A 20782-nucleotide genomic window follows, 5' to 3' on the forward strand; every position below is an offset into this window, starting at 1 on the left:
GACTTTTCCCCCTTCGCAACGTCAGGCTCAGCATGACGTTACCTCTCTTTGGCTTTCAATAAACTCCGGTGTCCCTTCCCATGACGACGTCCTTGCCTACCATCGAAATCTTGCGCTCTCCGTTAAAGCTCCATGGCAAGGTGGGGGTGCCGGGATCAAAGTCGATTACCAATAGAGCACTGCTGGTAGCCGCCCTGGCAACCGGTAAAAGCTCACTCTCCGGCGTGCTGGTAAGCGATGACACACGTTATATGGTTAAGGCACTCACGGAACTCGGCGTCTGCATCAGATTCTCCAGCGACACATGTATCGACATTGAGGGCACGGGGACACTTAAGCAACCTTGCGACTCGTTGTATCTTGGCAATGCAGGAACAGCGATACGCTTTCTGACAGCAGCCTGCGCCCTGGTTAAGGGTACTGTCGTGCTCAATGGTGATGAGCACATGCAGAAAAGGCCGATTCACCCTTTGATTGATGCCTTAAATGCGGCAGGCATTCATGCGACAGTCCCCTCTTCGGGATGCCCACCGTGCCAGGTGCATGGTCAAGGCTCCATACTGGGAGGCACCATAAGCGTCAGCGGCAATCTTTCCAGCCAGTTCCTTTCATCCCTTATGCTAGTAGCCCCACTGGCCAAACAATCTACGACAATCAAACTCGCCGAAGACACTATCGGCGCTTTAGGTTACATAGAGATTACACGCTCTGTTATGAACGCTTTTGGTGCCCATGTTTATCAGGATGATGAGAAGCGCTTCCACATCGCAAACACTGGGTATAACACCTGCGATTTCAAAGTAGAGCCAGATGCATCAGCCGCTACTTACTTCTGGGCTGCCGAGACATTAACAGGAGGCATGATTGACCTAGGGTATTCGCCTAGCGATTTTTCCCAACCCGATGTAGCAGCGCACACGTTAATGCAGTCATTCCCTTCTTTGCCTAGCTGTATTGATGGCGCACAATTGCAAGATGCGATCCCCACGCTGGCGGTGTTGGCCGCTTTTGGCTATTCAAAAGTGCGCTTTACCGGCATCGCGAACCTTCGCGTCAAGGAGTGCGACCGTATCGCGGCTGTACATAAAGGGCTCAATTGCATAAAACCTGGGCTTGCGACTATTGAAGGTGACGACCTGATAGTCATTGGTGATCCAGAACTGCCCACTCAGGCTCGACCATGCACGATAGACACTATGTCCGACCATCGTATCGCCATGAGTTTTGCACTCGCCGGGCTGAAGTGCCGCGGGATCAAGATATTGGATCCCAAGTGTGTGGATAAGACTTTTCCCAATTATTGGTCTGAGCTTTCAAAACTGGGTGTTTCATTCAGCTATGCTTAAGCGTCAACTATCGCAATATTTCTAAACTATCCTTACATGCTTCCGAATAGCGCGAATATCGTCGATATCAACTGGTCTCGAGAGCACGGCCTTATAACGGATCAAGTCTTCCTTCAACATTAAGGGAAGCTCCAGGTCCAGTAAGCTGGCTGTTTCATAGCGGTCAAACTCTATATTTAACGGCACCCAGGCTTGGCTGGCGGCATCAAAAATATGCGCGCCGCTAGCATTGCCAACTTCCACCTTAATGCCTGCATACTTGAACTGGACGTAGGTTAAATCCCAGCCTTCTTCGCAGCGGTGCGCAGCGGGCTTGGATATATACGCCTGCCCCGCCTGCACCACCGTCGAAAAGTCTACATCGGGGACAAACAGATCAATATCATTCAGCGCTCGCTCAGCACCATACCCCTTTGCGGCGAGGCCGCCGCAGATTTGAAAAGGAATATTTCTGTCTCTCAATAACCCTACTATCCATTGGGTTGCTAATTGATGCACGTCCGCCCTTCTTTTCACATATAGCCCCAAGATTATCACGCCAGTTTTGAACCACCGCAAAGGCTAGCGAGGTTAGCTAGCCGCCATCATAGTCTACCTGGTCACTAACCTGACACTGAGCGCTTATTCCCACAGCCGATTATCAATTATGTACAAGCATTCGGGTTGTGACCAATCAGAAGTGGCGGCATGACTAACGCAGGCCGGTTTCAATTTATCAAGACGGTGCTATCCGGCTTGGTGAAAGCAGGCGGGAGCGCGAAGTTCTCCCGCATCCGTTTCGTTTCGGCAGTTGGCGTCAATCCGAAAAGCCGTTTGAACTCCCGATTGAATTGCGAAGCACTCAGGTAGCCGACGGCGTGGCAAGCGTCCTCTGCCGTCATGCTCTGACGAACCATCAGCAGTCGTGCTTGATGCAGTCGCGTGGATTTAACGTACTGCATGGGTGAAGTGTGCGTAATGGCTTTGAAGTGATTAAGAAACGTCGGAACGCTCATACCGGCCTCGCTAGCCAGTTGCGACAGGTTAAGCGGCTGAGCGTAGGTCGCGTGAATGTGGCGTAACGCCTTGCCGATTTTCCCGAACTGCCACTGCATTGCCAGCGCCGCACGCATGGCATTGCCCTGCGCACCGGTGAGCACGCGAAAATACAGTTCTCTCACCAGCGCGGGGCCGAGAATCTCCGCCTCAAGCGGCTGACTCATCGTTTCGAGGAAACGTGTCACGGACACCCGCAAAGCATCATCCATGGGACTGGACATTAGGCTTTGGGCCACGTTTTCCTGGGCAGGAGATTGATGGCGGTCGATCTGGATCATCAGCTCCGCGGCGAGCTGAAAGGTGGTCGGCTCGTTTCGCACCGATTGGGCTGGTCGTTCGATGTCCCGCTCGCCGCGCTCGATCCCCGAATACGATGCGCTGTTTGATCCGATTCGTAATGCCCGCATCGAGAAAAGCGGTCAGCAACTTGGAGATCCGGCAAAGGCAGCTCGCGCCATGCTGAACGCAATAGCCAGCGACACGCCGCCGGAGCATCTGCTGCTGGGAAGCGATGCACTAGCGCTGGTGAGCAGCAAGTTGTCGGCGCTTGCCGACGAAATCAGTGAATGAGAGACACTCACGCGCTCGACCGATGGCTGAAGGTTCAACTGCTAAATCCCTTCTTCCCATGGTTATGAATCGTCGGGTGGTAGAGTATCGTCAGTCATTTCGTCGTAATGAAGTGTTAGCGACTCTTAAGCAGGGGCTCCAGCTTCAACTCTGGATACTGCTTCGACACATTCGCAACGTCATTGCGGGTTTCTGCGATGATCCACACCCTCACCTGCTTGGCTGCCTCGCTTAGCGGCTTTTTGCGTGAGTGAACCAAGTGGCATAGCCGCTCGGTGGCAATCGCGGTTGGCGTGGCGGGCACCAGCGAGCCCGTTTCCAGCCAGTGGGAGGCGATATTCAGCCAACCGATGGCGATCCCCTGGCCCAGCAGGGCCTCCTGGAGCACAACGGCATAGTCCGAAAATACCAGTGAGTGAGTCGTCCCATAATCTTGCAGATGGAAATTAGGCAGGAGCTCGAACCAGTCTATACGGCTGTCACTCAGGCTTATTAAGGTGGTGGCAATATCGTTGCTGGGCCCTTCGGGCTCTGGAAAAACGACCTTGCTTGGTGCCTTGGGCGGGTTCATCATGCATTCTTCGGGGTCAGTATGGGTAGGGGATCAGGACATGACGTATATGCCTCCTCACAAGCGCAATATCGGCATCGTTTTTCAGAGCTACGCGCTCTTTCCTCATATGAGTGTCGGTGAAAACGTCGCTTTTCCCTTGCGGGCTCGTCGCCTGCCTAAGTCAACGTGGCCGAAGCGAGTTAAACAGGCGCTGACCATTCTGCTCCCGGTAACCCGCATTGATGAGCACACTGTCCGGCTAGGCGATCACACACTGCGTTCGGCCAAGACTATTACTACCCATGACGATCTACTGCTGGCGATTCAAACCGAAAAACTGCTGATCGATGACGGCCTCCATGAACCGGGCATCAATCGCCTCTCATGCCGGGTCACTGAGGCCATCTATCAAGGCGATAGCCTGAGACTCTTCCTTGAGTTGGAAGATGGAACCTCAATCAGCATGCGTCAGCCCAGTCACCATACGGCACTGCAAAAGATTCCACCGCTCGGCGAGCGTCTGAGCGTGGTACTGCATCCAGAGGACACCGTTATCGTGCCTCGTGCGGGATGCGCCACTCCGGCGGCAAACGTCGCCTGACATAACTTCAAAGCACCTCAGAAAGGAGTCATTCACGATCATGGAACTTTCCAATTTTAAAGTTCTTACCTTCGATGTCTTGGGCACGCTGATCGATTTCGAAACCGGTGTACTGGACTCTATCCGTCGAATTGGTGGTAATACTGCTCAGGAATTTAGCGACGACACCATTTTCGAGGCCTACAAACGTGGGCGGGATCGCTACCCTGGCCGTTCGAGCAGTGCCATGGCAGATGTCTATCGCTCACTGGCGGAGGAGTTGAAGCTGCCTGCGGATTCGATTTCAGCCGATTCTTTCCAACTGGCAGTGCTTCATTGGCCCGCCTTCGAGGATTCAGTGGCGGCGCTAAAGCGCCTACGCAAGCACTACCGTCTGGTAGCGATGACCAATGCCGACCGTACCGCGTTCTCTTGCTATTCGCATATCCTCGACGACCCGTTCGACGATAGCGTGACCTGCGACGAGACAGGCGTGGCCAAGCCCAACCCGCAATTCTTCGCTTACAACCGTGGCCGTCAGGCGGCCCACGGCTATAAGTTCTCGGAAATACTGCATGTCGCACAAAGCCAATACCATGACATCGGCATTGCCAAGGAGCTAGGTTACACCACTTGCTGGATAGAGCGTCGTCAAGGTCAGGCGGGGTTTGGCGGCACACCGGAACCCGCACAGGTGACAACACCTGACTTCCATTTCCCCACGCTGAAGGCGTTGGCCGACGCCGTGGAGAAGGTGTGATATGAGTGGGCCGCAGCTTGAATCCCAAATTGCTTCGCTTTGGCGTGACTCGGCTAAATTTCGTGCCTCTTACCAGAGATAAGAACGTCGATATCGCCATCACCGGAGGAGGATACACGGGATTGACCGCGGCCCATCGGCTGGCAGAAAGGGGGGGCCAGGCCATCGTGGTGGACGCCAACCCTATCGGCTGGGGGCAAGCGGTCGCAATGGCGGCGTGGTATCCGCCAAGTTCCGGCTCTCGTTCCCCAGTATCGCTCAGACCCACGGTATGCCAGTCGCCACTACCATGCACCGGCTCTGTCATGAGGCGGTGGATAAGGTGGATGGCCGGGTCGAATTCGGCGGCCGGGGGCATTCGGTAAAAATGATTCACAGGCAGCATTCGACTCTCTACGCAAAGCCATGGTGTCACTCTTTCCAGAGCTTGCCGATATAGGCATCGCCTACCGTTGTTCAGGGCATGTGGGCATGACACTGGATGCCTTGCCCCATGTCGGCAGGTTTGATGACAGGGTTTGCTACGCCGCCGGTTACAACGGCGCTGGAGTAGCTATGTCTACTTTACTCGGGCGTTTGGCGGCGGACTATGCCATGGGCGAAAGCCCTGATGTGGCACTGCTGGCAGCGGAGCGGCTCCAATCCGTCCCGTTTTACCCTTTACGTGAAGTCGGTATTCGACTGGTAGCAGGTTACTACCAGTTCCTTGATGCAATCGGGCGCTGATGGGGCGTCGGAGGCGTTGGGCATCACCATTATCCAGGAGAGCGCCCCAGACGCCTGGCCGATGAGATGGTGTGGCACGAGAAGACCTCTATCCGTTGGACGTTGACCGAGCCTTCGCCAATTTCGAGGAGATCAAACCGTATATCACCACATGGTGGACCTCCGGTGGGCAGTCGGCACAGCTACTCTACGATGGCGAAGTGGAAGTGTCGTGCTGCTCATCTGCGTGCTGGCAATTTTCTATGTAGTGAGCCGACTCGTCCCTCTCGAGAAGATACTGGGTGCAAAATGAATAAACTATCCTTGAGCAGAATCAGCTTCATTGGCTATGTGATAGTGGTACTGATTTTCTTGATTTTGCCACTACTGGTAGTCGTTCCCATGTCATTCTCAGACAGTCGTTTTCTGTCCTTTCCACCCAGCAGTTTCTCATTCCGCTGGTATGACACTTTCTTCAATAACCCGGAGTGGATGTCTGCCGCGAAAACGAGTTTGATCGTGGCGTTCTCCACGGCCTTGATCGCCACACCAATTGGCGTGGCAGCGGCCTATGCCATCAACAACTCCTCCCACCGGCTGATGCGCCATCTAACACGTCCGCCTCACCAAGGCCCGGCCAGCGCTGATTACATTGCTCGCGGGACTATGCCCGTCCCTCTGACCACACGGCAAACTCGTTGCCGCTGGGCTCGATGAAGTGAAAACGGAAGCCACCTGGGAACTCGAAAATTGGTTTTATAATCTGACCGCAGTGATCCACCACCTTTTTGTAAGTAGCTTCCAGGTGATCGCTGTAGAACACCAGCAGGGCGGCGCCGTTGTCGGTACGGCTGCAGGCGTCCGCCTGGTAGAAGCCGCCATCCAAGCCCTGGTTGGAAAACGCACTGTATTCCGGGCCGTAGTCGGTGAATTCCCAGCCAAACACCGCTGAGAAAAAGGTTTTGGTGGCGTTCAAGTCCTTGGCGGCGAGCTCGACGTAGTTGAGCTTTTCATGTTGGTTCATGCCCTGCCCCTTTGTTTTGTGGATGATGGCTGCCTGTAAATTCCGCTGAGCGCCTGCCAAGCCCGTCCGAGAGGTCGGGGCCGGGATGCAGGCGGCCCGGCCAGCGCAACACCATTATTGCCAGAACGTTGCGGTGTTCACCACCCGTCAGTCCCTTTTCCCCAGTGGGCGAGGGGATGATGCCGCTGGCCGGATCCACCGCCGCCACCAGCGCCTCACGCACCCGGCCCACCAGCGGATGATCCTCGCGATTGGCAAGCAGGAAGGCCAATGCCACCTCGGCTTGGATGTCGGCGGTGGCCCGGGCCATGATGCCAGCCGTCTCCCGCTCTAGCGCTTCCAGCACCCAGGCGTGCACTTCCGGGTCCACCTTCCTCTGGTAGTAGCGGCTGTCAGCGATGACGAAGTGGGTCAGGCCATATAGCCAGTTACGGTACTCGGCGTCGTCGAGCCCGGCGACTCGATCAGGCGGGTAGTGGCGTCGGAAGGCCGCCTCCACTTCCCGGCGCAGGTCCATCACGCCGAGTTGGTGCAGGAAGTACGTCTGGTTGGCCACCTGAGCGGCATAGATCCCGATCACCGCGGGGTCGGTCAGAAAGGCCGCCCAGTCAACCTCTGCCTGATAGCCCAGCGCCCGCTCGTGGTTTTCAATGGTCGGCAGCAGGCCGTAGTACTCGGCCTGGACCAACCGGAACAGCAGCCCACGAGCGAAGGCGATCTCCCCCCACTCACCCAGCATGTCGCGCCGGGCGCGCTGCTTGGCAGTGCGTTGCGAGTAGTCGGCAACGATCGTCCGGCTGCGGGCAGCCGCGTACCCGGGCTTGGCCAGACCGACGATGTCATCCTCAAGTCGCGTAATTAGACGCTCGCCATAGGCATGATTGAGGGCCCACCAGTGCTGTTCACCAGTCAGGCGGTAGAGCCGCTGGGCAAAGTGGCGCTGCTTGTTCTCGGACAGCGTCGGCAGCGCCCGCTCGTAGACCTCCTGGATGGCCAAACCGACGTCGTGCTGGACGTCACGCGCCTGATGCGGCTCTATGGCGGCGCAGCCGGCCAACGCCAGCACAATCATCAGTGAAAAGAGCTTTTTCATGACAGCCCCTTGGTGGTGTTCACTATCGATAGGCCATCATTGCACAGTCGATGAGCAATTATGTACAAGCATTGAGAGGTTGCGATGGCATAAGCTAGGTGGTGTGACTAATCAGGAGGAGGCGGCATGGGCAACGCAAGCCGGTTTCAATTTATCAAAAGTCAGCATGTGCCAACACTGACGGTGCTTCATGCGGCCATTGAGGATTTCAGCTACGACCGCCATGCCCACGAGGAGTATGCCTTCGGTGTCACCCTGGCGGGTCGTCAGGATTTCTTCAGCGGCGGGCGTTTTCACCGCAGCCCTCCTGGCAACGTTATTTTGTTTAATCCCGAACAAGTTCACGATGGCGAACCCGGCGGCGAACACGCGCTGGATTACCTGATGGTGTATGTGCATCCTGAACAGGTTAACGCGCAGTTTGCAGAAGTACTGGGGCACGAAAAATCGGCTAGCTTTCGTTCACATAGCACGCTGATTCAGGATGCCCAATTGCGCAACGCCATTTTGGAACTGGCGCGCTTGGTTACTTCTCACACCGGTAGCTGTATCGATCAGGAGAACGCGCTTTATCAGATGATCGAGCGCACTGTGCAACTGGGTGGAATTTCTCAGCCCAGCCAGGCGCCCACTAGGCCCGATGCGCTGCTGGGCTTGGCGAAAGAGTATATCCACGCCCACCTGGATAGCGATGTCTCCCTTGATGACATCAGCCAAGCGGCGCACTTATCCAAGTACCATTTTTTGCGGCTGTTTCGGCAGCATTACGGCATCACGCCACATCAATATGTGATCAATTGCCGAATCAATGCGGCCCGTTCTGCGCTAGACCAAGGCGCTTCCTTAACGGAAGTCGCTTTGCGATATGGCTTTGCCGATCTTAGCCATTTCAATCGACGCTTTAAGCGCATTTATGGCATGACGCCCCATAAGTACCAGCGTGATATCGCAAGCTAGGCTCTGAACGAAAACTGGCTGCGCTCGCCAATACTGCGTTAAAAATCATCTCGTGCGCGAGTCCGATCAAAATGCTCATTTACTCCCCGTAAACTCCGCTTTTTCGTTGATTTTTGCCTTGTCTAGCCTTCGCTCGTCGACTTTTCGTACAGACCCTTACACCTAAATACGCAAATAGAGGTTTCACCATGTTAGCAATCGTCGCCTATGCCCTGGGCGTCATGTACACCCCTGGGCCTGTGAACCTGCTCGGCTTGAACGTTGGCATCAATGGCCAAGCCAGGCAGTCAGTGGGATTTTGCCTTGGCGTGGGTACCGCGATGCTGGCGTACTTATTAGTATTAGGTTGGGCGGGCGCTGCATGGATCGACGATGGCGCACTGGTGGTAGTCAGCGCGCTGGGTTGCAGTTATATCTTTTATCTGGCGAGCAAAATTGCCCGTTCTAGCGTTGATTTAAGCGAGCCGGATAACGCCCCACGGCTGTTAAGTTATCGTGATGGGCTTTTCATGCAGTTGCTTAATCCCAAAGCCATGGTGGCCACCCTGCCCATTGCCACACTGCAGTTTCCTGCCGCTGACATTCATGGGCTTAGCTTAGTACTTTGGGCATTTGGGCTGTCGATGTTGGCTGCGGGCGCCCCCGGCAGCTATATCGTGATTGGCAGCGTGGTGGGCAGTCGTATTAAAAGCCCTGCAATCGTTAAGGGCTTTAATTGGTTAATGGCTGGGTTACTGGTGGCTGTGGCACTTTCGATAGGCGTGGAGCATGTGTGGCTACCGCTTACTGCCCGAAGCTGATACCCAGCCGTAGTGCTTGTAGGCCATCAAATTCGACCGTTACTTCATCAGAAAACAGAGGGTGGCCCTGCACTGCCAAATCCAGCGTTGCTTGAGAGCCGCGATAGGTGACGGTGACGGCGATTTCCGCCGAGGTGCTAACAGGCGCCAGCAAATCATACTCAACGTTATCGATGCTAACAGCGGAAAGCCCGCGGTCATCAAGCTGTTCTTGTATTTCCTGTTCAACGACAACGCCGTAATAGAAGTAAATGCCCGCGTAGCCAAGCGCTACGATTACGATTAGTGAAAACAGCTTTCCCATTGTTTCTCTCTGTTTTATAGAATCTTGAAGGGTGACAGCGGATTGCTGGGCTGAAACCGGCGGCGCCTCGCGGTGCGAGCATCGCCCATCAGCGACTCTGGGAGATTATCATCATCCGGGTTAAAACTGGTGGTCTTCACTCACTTCTCTACACCCCCTGACGCTTTCAGCCAATTCGCTGACCAAACCATGTACTCGCTCAACGGCGTCATCAGGCGTGTTGGCACGCTCAATACAATCGACTAGTGCGGAGCCGACGACGACCGCATCACTATAGCGGCCAATGGTGGCGGCTTGTTCTGCAGAGCGAATGCCGAAACCAACCGCAATGGGTAGCTCGGTGTGTTCACGTAATTGGGCAACCGAGTTTTCCAGCCTTTCCGGCGTGGGTGCACTTCCACCAGTGACACCGGCTACGGAGACGTAGTAGATAAACCCAGAGGCATTAGCCAGCACTTTAGGCAGCCGCTTGGCATCAGTGGTCGGTGTGGCCAGGCGAATAAAATCAATGCCGTGCTGCGCCGCTGGCTGGCAGAGCTCTTCGTCGTGTTCGGGCGGTAGATCCACCACGATCAGGCCATCTACCCCAGCGCTGGCGGCATCCGCTAGAAAGCGTTGAACGCCGTAGCAGAAAATCGGGTTGTAGTAGCCCATCAGCACAATCGGCGTAGTGCTATTTTCTTCTCGAAAGCTCCGCACCATTTCCAGCGTTTTGGCTTGGGTTTGGCCGTTTTTCAGGGCGCGCAGCGCGGCTTTCTGGATGGCGGGTCCATCGGCCATCGGGTCGCTGAACGGCATGCCAAGCTCAATAATATCCACCCCTGCCGCAGGCAGCCCGTGCAGCAGACGTCGGGAGGTCTCGGCGTCAGGGTCGCCAGCGGTTAGGTAGCTGACCAGCGCCGGGCGGTTTTGCTGCTTGAGTGCAGCAAAGCAGCTTTCAAGACGCGAGGGACTATTCATGGCATCGCTCACAACATCGTTGATAGCGTTTTCCTGGATTGCGCTCATAAGCTTTTCACTCCGAACTTGTCACCAAGATGATGGGCCACGCTCATCATGTCTTTGTCGCCACGGCCGCTAAGGTTGACCACCATTAAGTGCTCACGGGGCAGCGTAGGCGCGCGCTTGGCGACTTCCGCCAAAGCATGAGCAGTTTCCAGTGCGGGAATAATGCCTTCCTGACAGCAGCAGATCTGGAAAGCTTCCAGCGCTTCGTCGTCAGTGGCGGAGACGTACTCAACCCGCCCCTGTTCGTGCAACCATGCGTGCTCTGGGCCAATGCCGGGGTAATCGAGCCCTGCGGAAATCGAGTGAGCGTCGATAATCTGGCCATCTTCATTTTGCAGCAGGTAGGTGCGATTACCGTGCAGCACGCCTGGCGTTCCACCGTTAAGGCTGGCGGCGTGTAGACCGCTTTTGACGCCTTTGCCACCCGCTTCTACGCCAACCATCTTGACCCCTGGGTCATCGAGGAACGGGTGAAAAAGCCCAATAGCGTTTGAGCCACCGCCAACGCAGGCCACCAGCGAATCCGGCAAACGACCGTGCTTTTCATGCATCTGGGCGCGGGTTTCATGGCCGATCACCGCTTGGAAGTCTCGCACCATGGCGGGGTATGGGTGCGGACCAGCCACGGTGCCAATAATATAGAAGGTGTCATCAACGTTGGTGACCCAGTCGCGCAACGCTTCGTTCATGGCGTCTTTAAGCGTGCCAGTGCCGGAAGTGACTGGGACGATTTCTGCGCCCAGTAGCTTCATGCGGAACACGTTGGTCTGCTGGCGTTCGATGTCCGTGGTGCCCATGTAGATCACGCAGGGCAAGCCAAAACGCGCCGCCACCGTGGCCGTGGCCACGCCGTGCATGCCAGCGCCAGTTTCGGCGATGATGCGCTTTTTACCCATCTGCTTGGCCAGCAGCACTTGGCCAATGCAGTTATTAATTTTGTGCGCGCCGGTGTGGTTTAGCTCTTCGCGCTTTAGGTAAATACTTGCCCCGCCGAAGTGCTCGGTCAGCCGCTCGGCAAAGTAGAGCGGGCTGGGGCGACCCACATAATCGCCCTGAAAGTAAGCTAGCTGGCGCTGGAATTCGGGATCATTTTTAGCGGTGGTATATTCGTCTTGTAGCTCTAAAATCAGCGGCATAAGCGTTTCAGCGACAAAGCGTCCACCGAAGCTGCCAAATAGCCCATTGGCATCGGGTAGGCTCTTGGATAAGTCTATCGGTTGATTCATCACGACCTCTGAATGCGTTATCGAACAGTCAGTGAAAACCGTTCGGTGAAAACAGTGGAATGAAAGTAACGCAAGCGGGGGTGTATAAAAATCGATAAGATGTCATCAATACGTGAGCTCAAGTCAACTGTCAGCAGGACATACCATGCAACATAGCATGCCACCGCTTAGCGCCTTACGCGCCTTCGAAGCGACCGCCCGGTTGGGCAGCGTGACCGCCGCTGCCGATGAGCTAAGCGTGACCCACGGCGCTGTCAGCCGCCAGCTAAAGAGCCTGGATGAACATTTTGGCGTGGCGCTTTTCGCCAAAGTGGGCCGAGGAATTGCGCTCACACCGCACGGTGAGCGGTTACAAAGCGGTGTTGGCGAAGCCTTCTCTCTTTTGAAAGATAGTTGCGACAGTCTCAAGCATGATGTAAAAGAAGCGCCCTTCACCCTGGCCTGCCCTGGCAGCCTTTTGGCCCGCTGGCTGATTCCCCGACTGGATCGCCTGCACCGCGAGCTGCCCCAGCTGAAATTGCAGGTAGTGGTGAGTGAAAGCGAACAACCGGGCGCGCAAACGGATGTCAGCGCCACCCTGGCATTTTCCGAACCGCCCTGGCCCGCAGGTGTCGAGGTATTCGAGCTGATGGCAGAGCAGATATGTGCGGTGGCAAGCCCGCAGCTAGTAGCACATATCGATCCCGCTAAACCGGCAACGCTATTGGCTAACAAGCTGCTGTACACTGCCTCGCGCCCTCAGGCGTGGCCACAGTGGGCCAACGCACAAGGGCTTGAGCTAGCTCAACTTGAAGAGGCGCTAAGCAAAGGCCAAGGGTTTGATCACCTTTACTACCTAATCGAAGCAGCGGTGGCGGGTTTGGGCGTGGCGATCGCACCCAAGCTATTGGTAGATGACGACCTAAAGAGTGGTCGGCTTATCGCGCCCTGGGGAAGTATAGAAACCCCTGGCCGTCTCTGCCTCTGGCTGCCCAGCCAAACCAACGTTCTAACGCAACCCCGCCGCAGCGAGCCCCTGGCAGCGTGGCTTAAGCGGGAACTGGGAGACAAGCACTGCTGATACCTTTCAAGATTGGCACTTCTGCACTATCAAATAAGTATGCAACTCCGGGTGTTGGTCGTACTCCAAGTGTCTGCACACTGCACCTAACTTAATCAACAGGGACAAAAATCCGTTGGTGCCAAGCGTGGAGTAGTAGACCTCTGGCCCCATAAAGTTATCAATGTGCTCTCCGGGCTCTTGCGTGCCACCGAAGGAGAAGATAAACACACCCCCCTCATTCAGGCTGTCGATAATCTTCGTGATGACACTTTCCTGCTGCTCCAGGGGAATATGCCAAATGCTGTCCCAGGCGGTAATAAAGTCGTATTTGCCAGGCGGCTGCCATTGGCAAATATCCTGGTGGTGAAAGGTCATGTCTGGATGCTTCTGCTTAGCGAGGCGCAGCATTTCATCGGAAATATCCACGCCCTCTGGCGTAAAGCCCTCCTGTTGAAGCAGGTTCATAAAGCGACCTGTACATCCGCAGCCAACATCCAGCGCCCAGCCTCGATTTTTAACAAACAACAGCGCTCTTTTATGCGCCTCCATGCCGTTAGCGAGATTGAACTTCTCGCTTTGCCAGAGGTGGGTGATTTGATCGTAGGCGCTGCCAATATCAGTGGGTGTCATGGATGGCCTATAGGATAAAAAATGAAGACTTAGTGACAATATCACCCACTCAAGCGCTCGCGGTTACTGGCCACCAGTTCAGCCAGAAAGTCCGCCATAGCCCGGATACGGCTTGATTGGACAAGATCCGTCTGGATAACGAGATAGATGGGCTGATCCACGCCAATATCCGCAGTGACACAGACTAGTCCAGCCTCCAACGCCAGAAAATGCGGCAATACCGCTATCCCCAGACCCGCTTTTGCCGCCGCTAGCTGGGTTGCCAGCGAGGTGGTGGTTAACGCCGATTCACGCCCTTGCAGAATCCGCTCAATCCATTGGGCGGCAGGCAGATGCGCTTGCACTTCACCCCAGGTAATAAATGCGTCCCTGTCGTAATCGCCGGCGTCAGGATGAGCCTCACGCTGGGCCACATAACCGGGGCTAGCATAAAGCCCAAAACCCAGCGAGCCGAGGCGCCGAAGGGTGACATTACCCCGCTCTGGCTTGACCATTCTAAGCGCCAAGTCGGCGTCACGGCGGTGCAGGTTGACTGTAGTGATATCAGTCACTAGCTCAAGCCTGATACCAGGGTACTGAGCATAAAATTGTGGCAATGCAGGCAGAATCAACGCCGTGGCCAGGTTTTCAGCCGTAGCCAAACGCACCCGACCGCTTAGCTGCGTGGCGCGGGAAACCCCGCTGGTAAACGCCGCCGCAGCGGCTTCCAGGGCTTCGGCTTTTTCGATTAGCCCCGCCCCCTCCACGGTAAGCTGATAGCCCGACTGCTGACGAACAAACAGTGGCAGCTTTAAGGCTTTTTCCAGCCGCTCGATACGCCGGGAGAGCGTCGCGATGCCCAGGTGGAGTTCCGCTGCCGCGCCGCTCAACGTGCCATGGCGGGCCACCGCCAGAAAGGTGCGTGTGTCATCCCAGACCCACCCTCGGGGCATCTGGTTTTCGAAACTGGAAAATGGTTTACCAAATTCGTTTATTTTTTTCATTATTGGATAGTGCCACGCTGTTACTGCGCGTTTCAACAACAGCTTGATAACGGCTCACGCACTCTTGATGGGCAATGGTTTCATCAGTCATTACAGGAGGCATAGCATGCAACAACGTACACTCGGCACCGACCTGACCCTCTCTGCCATAGGCTTAGGCTGCATGGGAATGAGCGAGTTCTACGGGCCCCGAGACGATAGCGAGTCACTGAGGGTGTTGGCCCGGGCGGTAGAGCTGGGAATCAACTTCTTTGACACGGCGGATACGTACGGGCCACACCATAACGAGGAGCTGATTGGCCGTTTTCTTGCCAGCCATAAGCCCAACGTACGGATCGCCAGCAAGTTTGGCATTGTTCGCAACCCTGGTGAGTATCAGCGTAGCCTGGATAGCAGCGCCGATTATGCCCGCCAAGCTTGCGAGGCATCACTAAAACGGCTGGGCATTGAACAGATCGATCTCTACTACGTTCACCGCGTCAACCCGGAAACCCCTATCGAAGAGACTATGGAGGGCTTGGGACAACTGGTCAAAGAGGGAAAAATTGCCCACATTGGCCTCTGCGAGGTTAGCGATGAGACCTTACGCCGCGCGCACGCCACGCACCCGGTTACCGCCGTGCAAACCGAGTATTCGCTGTGGACGCGGGACGTGGAGCAAACCGTATTGCCTACCTGCGAAGAACTCGGCATCGGCTTTGTGCCCTACTCACCTCTCGGCAGGGGCTTTTTGACAGGAAGATTTCAGAATACCAATGATTTCGGCGAAGACGATTTTCGCCCTAACCTGCCACGCTTTTCTGAGCAGGCCATGAGTGCCAACCGCCGTATCGCTGACGTGGTCGGTGAAGTGGCAGCGCTCAAAGGCTGCACTCCGGCGCAGCTATCATTGGCTTGGCTGCTGTCCAAAGGCGATAACATTGTGCCAATTCCCGGCACCAAGCAGCTGCGCTACCTTGAAGAGAATGCCGCAGCGGCGTCCATCACTCTAACCACCGATGAGCAGCAACAACTTGAGGCAGCCACTGCCCGCCTTCCGGTCATAGGCGAGCGCTATGCGCCGGAAGGCATGAAAGGGGTGAATGCATGAGGAGTGGTTGCGGCTTGGCTACTGAATTATCTCGCCAATCGAGCGTTTGCCATCCAGCAGCAGATACTCCTGATTGACCACTTCGGGCTTTTGCACAGTGTGAAGTAGCGCATGGGCCACGTTGGCACGTGAGATTTGGTTGTCGCCTGCCTCATCCAGTGAGCTGGCAAACTGCTGACTAGCAGCTTCGTCGGTCAAACGTCCAGGCTTGAGAATAACGTAGGGAACGCCGCTGTTGCGAAGGTGTGCATCGGCGGCAAATTTTGCGGCCATATAAGGACGCATTTTCTCGGGTGCATCCAAAGGCTGTTCTGCCCGCATGGCGCTAATCATGATGTAGCGGGAGAAGCCTTTTTGCTTGGCGATATCGGCAGCACGAATGGCACCAAAAAGGTCAATCATCAGGGTTTTATCCGGCCCGGTATGGGGTCCTGATCCTGCCGTAAAGACCACTTGATCGCAGCCTTCAAAGGCGTGTTCAAACTCACCCTCTAAATCAGCAATCACGGTGTCTATGTTGCGCTCGTTAAACCACGCTGCCTGCTCTTCACTGCGGATCATCGCCTTGATAGGCGTACCGGCTTTCTGCGCAAGTTCACAAAATTGTTTGCCAATCTGTCCGTTCGCACCAATCACTAACGTCTTCATAACGCCTCCTTGTGGATTGCTTACTCCTCATATGGATGCAGGCACTTAGGCGGAATTCAACCCTGAAGCGTGGCACACCGCAGCAGTTGAGGCATTTAAGCTATCACCCCAAACACGTGACCGATGGCGAATGTTAAGGCCATCGCGAGCGCGCCCCAGAACATCACTCTTGTCGCCGCTTTTAGTATTGGCGCTCCCCCCACTCGAGCAGCTATCGCGCCCAACAAGGCTAAAAAAAGCAGAGAGAACAACGCTACCAGTAGTATCAGATGTGAAGATGGCGCCCACCAAGTGACCAGTAGCGGTAAAAATGCGCCGATGGTGAACGTCGCAGCCGATGAGAGTGCTGCCTGGAGTGGGCGCGCTTGGCTGGTGTCGGTGATGCCGATCTCATCGCGCGCGTGCGCCCCCAGGGCGTCGTTGGTCATCAGTTGCTCGGCGACTTGTCGTGCCAGTTCAGGTGCCAAGCCGCGTGTTTCATAGATGGCGGCGAGTTCTTCCTGCTCTAGTTCGTAATGCTCGGCCAAGGCTTTGCGTTCGATGTCGAGATCGGCGTTTTCAGTATCCGATTGGGAACTCACCGAGACATACTCCCCCGCTGCCATCGACATAGCGCCAGCCACCAGGCCCGCAATCCCCGCCAGCATAATATCGCTTTGAGTGGTATTGGCTGCGGCAACGCCCAATATCAAGCTGCTAGTAGAAACAATGCCATCGTTGGCACCCAGTACCGCAGCACGCAGCCAACCGGAACGGTGAGATCGATGGGGTTCAGTATGTTGCATGGCATCACCTCATGATAGTCCTCCTCTTTTTTCTGTTAAGAGGAGAGTGGCAGGTACCCTTTAATACTGACACAGATCAGCGCGACGGTTTTTAAACACCTCTAACATGTCTAAATAGATTGCTGCCCCCAAGGGTTAAGTGGGTCCACACAAGGAAGCTCACTATGACACTCGATAGCGCTGAGTCAGAAGGTATCACCGCTTGCGGCGTGGTACATGCAGTGAGAGGTGCTGTGGTTGATGTGGTGTTTAAAGATGGCGCGATGCCGCCCATTAATGCCGCGTTAAACGTGGAGTGGGATCAGCCCACAGTGCTTCTTCTTGAGGTACATAGCCACCTTGATATGACGACGCTCCGCGCGGTAGCGTTTCGATCAACCGCTGGACTATCACGTGGAGTGGTGGTGCGTGCAACGGGAAGCCCTGTCACCGTGCCTGTGGGAGAGGCGGTACTGGGACGGGTACTGGATGCTATCGGCCACCCCCAAGATGACGGCACTTCGTTACCAGACGACATACCCCGCCGCTCGATTCATGCGCTTCCCCCCTTGCTGAGAACACAAGCCACCAGCACCCAGGTGTTTGAGACAGGCATCAAGGTGATTGACCTATTGACCCCAATGGCACAGGGCGGCAAGGCCGCCATGTTTGGCGGTGCGGGCGTCGGCAAAACGGTACTGGTGATGGAGCTCATTCGAGCTATGGTCGAGAAATATCAAGGCATTTCGGTGTTCGCCGGGATTGGGGAGCGCTCGCGTGAGGGGCACGAGCTCCTGACCGAAATGCAGGCATCCGGTGTATTAACCCGCACCGTGTTGGTGTATGGCCAAATGAACGAGCCACCTGGGGCGCGTTGGCGGGCACCATTGACAGCGCTGACGATCTCGGAGTATTTCCGTGATCAGAAGCACAAAAATGTACTGCTGTTAATGGACAATGTGTTTCGTTTTGTCCAAGCAGGTGCCGAAGTATCCAACCTGCTGGGAAGGCTGCCATCACGCGTTGGCTATCAACCCACCTTGGCTACCGAGGTCGCGCGACTTCAGGAACGCATTGCCTCTGTGGCCGGGGCTGCTGTAACGGCTATTCAGGCCGTCTACGTGCCTGCTGATGATTTCACCGACCCTGCCGTCACCACCATTTCCAGCCACATGGATTGCGTCATTATGCTATCCCGCGCCCAAGCGTCTGAGGGCTTCTATCCCGCTATTGACCCGCTTGCCTCATCGTCCATGCTGCTTGATCCATCGGTGGTAGGTGACGAACACTACCAAACTGCTGAAGATGTCAGACAGGCGCTGGCAAGGTTCAAGGAGTTGAGCGATATCATCTCGTTGTTGGGCGTCGAGGAGTTAGGCACCGAGGATCGACTGATCGTCAATCGCGCACGCCGACTGCAACGCTTTCTCACCCAACCGTTCATGGTTACTGAAGCCTTTACCGGCACCCCTGGTGCTAGCGTTGCCCTGGCAGACACACTAGCGGGGTGCCGAGCTATTTTAGATGGCGCTACCGACAATTGGTCGGAAAGCTCGCTCTATATGGTGGGCACACTAGAGCAGGCGCGTGCTAAAGAAGTGGCAACGAAAGCAAATGACACAGCCACTCCGCTCAATGAGGGCGCGGCATGAATCTCTCCATCGTTACCCCGCTGGCTATCGTTGTTGAAGAGGAGATTGATAGCCTGCGTGCTGAGGACACAAGCGGTAGCTTCGGCATTCTGGGGCATCATGCGCCTTTTCTGACCTCTCTGACGCTCTCAATCATCAGTTGGCGGGTGGCTAGCGCTGAGCACTTCTGTGCGATTAGAGGGGGTGTACTCACCGTGGATAACAGTGGCGATATTGAGATCGCGACTCGGGAGGCGGTCATGGGCGATGACCTTGCCACACTGGATGCCGACGTTTTAGCGCGCTTCGAGACGGAGGCGGAAGAGGAACGGGCGGAGCATATCGAAAGTGTTCGCCTTCAGCTCAACGTTATCCGCCAGATGATCAGCCGCCTTCATCGTAGCTCTAATAAAGGCGAGTTCCAGTGAGCGCCGATCGCCCTCGGGGCTCTAAAGATTTACCCCCCGAGGATGACCCTCTGGTCAGTGAGGCACGGCGGCGGCACGATCGGCATGAACGCTGGCTGCGTGAAGGTGATATGTCCGTTGGGCGACGTCTCGCCCAAATTGGGGTACTCGGCTGGATATTTATCGTACCGACCCTGGCAGGCCTGTTTTTCGGACGTTGGCTGGATAGCCAGCTGGGGACCGGCACATTATGGACCATGCCACTGTTGGTGATTGGCCTATGCCTGGGCGGATGGATCGCCTGGAAGTGGATGAACGCACGATGATGAACACTCTCTCTTTACCGCTCTTATCATTCCCACAAGGCTCGTTACCCCTGCTATTAACGTGGCCCTTGCTGCTCAAGATACCGTTGTGCTTTCTGGGTGGCCTGGCGCTCGGTTATATCTACTTTTACGTCCTCCAGAAAACGATCAATCTGTTTGTGAACGTTAGTCACGGACGCCCTTTGATGGCAATGGCCCTTACACTGGGGCGGCTTACACTACTTGTCCTGGGGCTTTACGTCGCCGTACTGATGGGCGCCTTAACGCTTTTGGCCATGCTGACAGGTATTGTATCCGCCAAAACGCTCATGCTCCGCAAACTAGGGCATACCACCCCATGAACTCCCCTCTTGAGACGACCCCACTTTTTCAACTCGGACCGATTCCGATCACACAGGCTATTGTCACCACCTGGGCCATAATCGTGGTCCTCGTCCTTGGTGCGTGTTTACTCACCCGGCGCCTTGATGCACGACCCAATAAGCGCCAGGCAGCGCTCGAACTTATTGTCACTACACTGGATACTCAAATCCGCGAGACGTCCAGTGCTGAACCGGCACCATATCGTAGCTTCATCGGCACACTCTTTCTTTTCATCCTGGTCGCGAATTGGTCCTCCCTTGTCCCCGGAGTGACACCTCCGACGGCGCAGTTCGAAACCGACGCGGCGTTGGCGGCGCTGGTCTTTCTATCGATTATCTGGTTCGGCGTCCGTCAAGGGGGGCTGAGGGGGTATCTTAAATCCTTCGCCGTCCCCAATTTGGTGATGATTCCACTTAATATTCTGGAAAGCATCACCCGGATTTTTTCAATGTTTGTCCGTTTGTTTGGCAACGTGATGAGCGGCGTTTTTGTCATTGGCATTATCGCCTCTCTGGCGAGCCTTCTGGTTCCCATTCCCTTGATGGCGCTCGACCTGCTGACGGGGCTGGTACAAGCCTACATCTTCGCCGTCCTGGCGATGGTATTTATCGCAGCGACAATCGAAGAAGGTCAACGAGCACCGGATAACCAGCAACCGCACCACCACCTATAGAGAAGGAGTTGTGATGGACTATCTCAGCCTGGTCAGTATTTTCAGTGCCGCCTTAGCGGTGGCGTTTGGCGCTATCGGCCCGGCACTGGCAGAGGGGCGTGCCGTCGCGGCCGCAATGGATGCCATCGCGCGTCAGCCCGAGGCAGCGAATACTATCTCGCGCACCCTCTTCGTCGGCCTAGCCATGATAGAAACAACGGCCATCTACTGTCTGGTCATCGCGCTTCTCCTGTTGTTCGCCAATCCGTTACTGGGGTAACG

The 20782-nt window shown here is 55.6% G+C and carries 30 protein-coding genes; 18 read left to right on the forward strand and 12 right to left on the reverse strand.

Going from position 1 to position 20782, the window contains the following annotated elements:
* The first annotated feature begins 92 nt into the window (after positions 1-92).
* Entirely contained in the window at positions 93-1346 is a 1254-nt protein-coding gene (locus QEN58_RS13090; protein WP_280104076.1) for a 3-phosphoshikimate 1-carboxyvinyltransferase, read from the forward strand.
* A gap of 21 nt (positions 1347-1367) precedes the next feature.
* Here the strand turns inward: QEN58_RS13090 and QEN58_RS13095 are convergent, their stop codons facing one another.
* Positions 1368-1844, reverse strand: coding sequence for a hypothetical protein (locus QEN58_RS13095; protein WP_280104077.1), 477 nt, complete (start codon positions 1842-1844; stop codon positions 1368-1370).
* A 209-nt stretch (positions 1845-2053) separates the two neighbouring features.
* Complete coding sequence (locus tag QEN58_RS13100) at positions 2054-2704, reverse strand: AraC family transcriptional regulator (protein WP_280104078.1); 651 nt, start codon at positions 2702-2704, stop codon at positions 2054-2056.
* 19 nt (positions 2705-2723) lie between these two features.
* Between QEN58_RS13100 and QEN58_RS13105 the strand changes: the two genes are divergently transcribed.
* Positions 2724-2954 (forward strand): Rossmann-fold NAD(P)-binding domain-containing protein, encoded by a 231-nt coding sequence (locus QEN58_RS13105; RefSeq protein ID WP_280104079.1) that lies wholly within the window; start codon positions 2724-2726, stop codon positions 2952-2954.
* 115 nt (positions 2955-3069) lie between these two features.
* On the opposite strand, the gene QEN58_RS13110 is transcribed toward QEN58_RS13105, so the two are convergent.
* Entirely contained in the window at positions 3070-3525 is a 456-nt protein-coding gene (locus QEN58_RS13110) for a type 2 periplasmic-binding domain-containing protein (protein ID WP_280106967.1), read from the reverse strand.
* On the opposite strand from QEN58_RS13110, the gene QEN58_RS13115 reads away from it, so the two are divergent.
* The 6 genes from QEN58_RS13115 (at position 3455) to QEN58_RS13140 (ending at position 6269) form a co-directional block, all read left to right on the forward strand.
* Positions 3455-4108, forward strand: a complete 654-nt coding sequence (locus tag QEN58_RS13115; RefSeq protein WP_280106939.1) for an ATP-binding cassette domain-containing protein — start codon at positions 3455-3457, stop codon at positions 4106-4108. The two genes, QEN58_RS13110 and QEN58_RS13115, sit on opposite strands and share 71 nt — an antisense overlap.
* 40 nt (positions 4109-4148) lie before the next feature.
* Positions 4149-4847, forward strand: a complete 699-nt coding sequence (locus QEN58_RS13120; RefSeq protein WP_280104080.1) for an HAD-IA family hydrolase — start codon at positions 4149-4151, stop codon at positions 4845-4847.
* A gap of 62 nt (positions 4848-4909) precedes the next feature.
* Positions 4910-5212 (forward strand): FAD-dependent oxidoreductase, encoded by a 303-nt coding sequence (locus QEN58_RS13125; protein ID WP_280106940.1) that lies wholly within the window; start codon positions 4910-4912, stop codon positions 5210-5212.
* A 40-nt stretch (positions 5213-5252) separates the two neighbouring features.
* Positions 5253-5573, forward strand: a complete 321-nt coding sequence (locus tag QEN58_RS13130) for an FAD-dependent oxidoreductase (protein ID WP_280104081.1) — start codon at positions 5253-5255, stop codon at positions 5571-5573.
* Positions 5574-5644: 71 nt separating this feature from the next.
* Entirely contained in the window at positions 5645-5821 is a 177-nt protein-coding gene (locus QEN58_RS13135) for a hypothetical protein (protein WP_280104082.1), read from the forward strand.
* A gap of 40 nt (positions 5822-5861) precedes the next feature.
* Positions 5862-6269, forward strand: a complete 408-nt coding sequence (locus QEN58_RS13140) for an ABC transporter permease (RefSeq protein WP_280104083.1) — start codon at positions 5862-5864, stop codon at positions 6267-6269.
* Here the strand turns inward: QEN58_RS13140 and QEN58_RS13145 are convergent.
* Both QEN58_RS13145 and QEN58_RS13150 read right to left on the reverse strand, forming a co-directional pair.
* Positions 6217-6576: a VOC family protein gene (locus tag QEN58_RS13145; protein WP_280104084.1), complete on the reverse strand. Its 360-nt coding sequence runs from the start codon at positions 6574-6576 to the stop codon at positions 6217-6219. The genes QEN58_RS13140 and QEN58_RS13145 overlap by 53 nt on opposite strands.
* Positions 6563-7669, reverse strand: coding sequence for a DUF3541 domain-containing protein (locus QEN58_RS13150; RefSeq protein WP_280104085.1), 1107 nt, complete (start codon positions 7667-7669; stop codon positions 6563-6565). The genes QEN58_RS13145 and QEN58_RS13150 overlap by 14 nt, the downstream gene beginning before the upstream one ends.
* A gap of 126 nt (positions 7670-7795) precedes the next feature.
* Here QEN58_RS13150 and QEN58_RS13155 point away from each other — a divergent pair, with 126 nt between their 5' ends.
* Both QEN58_RS13155 and QEN58_RS13160 read left to right on the forward strand, forming a co-directional pair.
* On the forward strand, positions 7796-8626 hold the full coding sequence (locus QEN58_RS13155; protein WP_280104086.1) for an AraC family transcriptional regulator: 831 nt from the start codon (positions 7796-7798) through the stop codon (positions 8624-8626).
* A 188-nt stretch (positions 8627-8814) separates the two neighbouring features.
* The gene (locus tag QEN58_RS13160; RefSeq protein ID WP_280104087.1) at positions 8815-9426 is read left to right on the forward strand and encodes a LysE family translocator; all 612 of its coding nucleotides are present in this window, start codon (positions 8815-8817) and stop codon (positions 9424-9426) included.
* Here QEN58_RS13160 and QEN58_RS13165 read toward each other — a convergent pair.
* The 3 genes from QEN58_RS13165 to trpB form a co-directional block, all read right to left on the reverse strand.
* Positions 9410-9730: a hypothetical protein gene (locus tag QEN58_RS13165; protein WP_280104088.1), complete on the reverse strand. Its 321-nt coding sequence runs from the start codon at positions 9728-9730 to the stop codon at positions 9410-9412. The genes QEN58_RS13160 and QEN58_RS13165 overlap by 17 nt on opposite strands.
* A 120-nt stretch (positions 9731-9850) precedes the next feature.
* Entirely contained in the window at positions 9851-10690 is an 840-nt protein-coding gene (trpA, locus tag QEN58_RS13170) for a tryptophan synthase subunit alpha (RefSeq protein ID WP_280106941.1), read from the reverse strand.
* Between the two features lie 44 nt (positions 10691-10734).
* Positions 10735-11964: a tryptophan synthase subunit beta gene (trpB, locus tag QEN58_RS13175; protein WP_280104089.1), complete on the reverse strand. Its 1230-nt coding sequence runs from the start codon at positions 11962-11964 to the stop codon at positions 10735-10737.
* A 145-nt stretch (positions 11965-12109) separates the two neighbouring features.
* Here trpB and QEN58_RS13180 point away from each other — a divergent pair, with 145 nt between their 5' ends.
* The gene (locus tag QEN58_RS13180) at positions 12110-13024 is read left to right on the forward strand and encodes a LysR family transcriptional regulator (RefSeq protein ID WP_280104090.1); all 915 of its coding nucleotides are present in this window, start codon (positions 12110-12112) and stop codon (positions 13022-13024) included.
* 6 nt (positions 13025-13030) lie between these two features.
* On the opposite strand, the gene QEN58_RS13185 is transcribed toward QEN58_RS13180, so the two are convergent.
* Both QEN58_RS13185 and QEN58_RS13190 read right to left on the reverse strand, forming a co-directional pair.
* Entirely contained in the window at positions 13031-13636 is a 606-nt protein-coding gene (locus tag QEN58_RS13185) for a class I SAM-dependent methyltransferase (RefSeq protein WP_280104091.1), read from the reverse strand.
* Positions 13637-13677: 41 nt separating this feature from the next.
* Positions 13678-14619, reverse strand: a complete 942-nt coding sequence (locus QEN58_RS13190) for a LysR family transcriptional regulator (protein WP_280104092.1) — start codon at positions 14617-14619, stop codon at positions 13678-13680.
* A 106-nt stretch (positions 14620-14725) separates the two neighbouring features.
* Here QEN58_RS13190 and QEN58_RS13195 point away from each other — a divergent pair, with 106 nt between their 5' ends.
* On the forward strand, positions 14726-15709 hold the full coding sequence (locus QEN58_RS13195) for an aldo/keto reductase (RefSeq protein ID WP_280104093.1): 984 nt from the start codon (positions 14726-14728) through the stop codon (positions 15707-15709).
* A gap of 18 nt (positions 15710-15727) precedes the next feature.
* On the opposite strand, the gene QEN58_RS13200 is transcribed toward QEN58_RS13195, so the two are convergent.
* Both QEN58_RS13200 and QEN58_RS13205 read right to left on the reverse strand, forming a co-directional pair.
* Complete coding sequence (locus tag QEN58_RS13200; protein WP_280104094.1) at positions 15728-16357, reverse strand: SDR family oxidoreductase; 630 nt, start codon at positions 16355-16357, stop codon at positions 15728-15730.
* 95 nt (positions 16358-16452) lie between these two features.
* Entirely contained in the window at positions 16453-17142 is a 690-nt protein-coding gene (locus QEN58_RS13205; protein WP_280104095.1) for a VIT1/CCC1 transporter family protein, read from the reverse strand.
* A 164-nt stretch (positions 17143-17306) separates the two neighbouring features.
* Here QEN58_RS13205 and atpD point away from each other — a divergent pair, with 164 nt between their 5' ends.
* The 6 genes from atpD to QEN58_RS13235 are packed head-to-tail and all read left to right on the forward strand — an operon-like array spanning position 17307 to position 20780.
* A complete protein-coding gene (atpD, locus tag QEN58_RS13210) occupies positions 17307-18773 on the forward strand; it encodes a F0F1 ATP synthase subunit beta (protein ID WP_280104096.1) in 1467 nt (488 codons plus the stop codon).
* Complete coding sequence (locus QEN58_RS13215; protein ID WP_280104097.1) at positions 18770-19180, forward strand: F0F1 ATP synthase subunit epsilon; 411 nt, start codon at positions 18770-18772, stop codon at positions 19178-19180. The genes atpD and QEN58_RS13215 overlap by 4 nt, the downstream gene beginning before the upstream one ends.
* Entirely contained in the window at positions 19177-19485 is a 309-nt protein-coding gene (locus QEN58_RS13220) for an AtpZ/AtpI family protein (protein WP_280104098.1), read from the forward strand. Before QEN58_RS13215 ends, QEN58_RS13220 begins: the two co-directional genes overlap by 4 nt.
* Positions 19410-19826 (forward strand): N-ATPase subunit AtpR, encoded by a 417-nt coding sequence (locus QEN58_RS13225; protein ID WP_280104099.1) that lies wholly within the window; start codon positions 19410-19412, stop codon positions 19824-19826. The genes QEN58_RS13220 and QEN58_RS13225 overlap by 76 nt, the downstream gene beginning before the upstream one ends.
* The gene (locus QEN58_RS13230; protein WP_280104100.1) at positions 19823-20521 is read left to right on the forward strand and encodes a F0F1 ATP synthase subunit A; all 699 of its coding nucleotides are present in this window, start codon (positions 19823-19825) and stop codon (positions 20519-20521) included. The genes QEN58_RS13225 and QEN58_RS13230 overlap by 4 nt, the downstream gene beginning before the upstream one ends.
* A gap of 13 nt (positions 20522-20534) precedes the next feature.
* Entirely contained in the window at positions 20535-20780 is a 246-nt protein-coding gene (locus tag QEN58_RS13235; protein WP_280104101.1) for a F0F1 ATP synthase subunit C, read from the forward strand.
* The last annotated feature ends 2 nt before the right edge of the window (positions 20781-20782 follow it).

The sequence above is a fragment of the Halomonas alkaliantarctica genome, from assembly GCF_029854215.1.
GTDB lineage: Bacteria > Pseudomonadota > Gammaproteobacteria > Pseudomonadales > Halomonadaceae > Vreelandella > Vreelandella alkaliantarctica_A.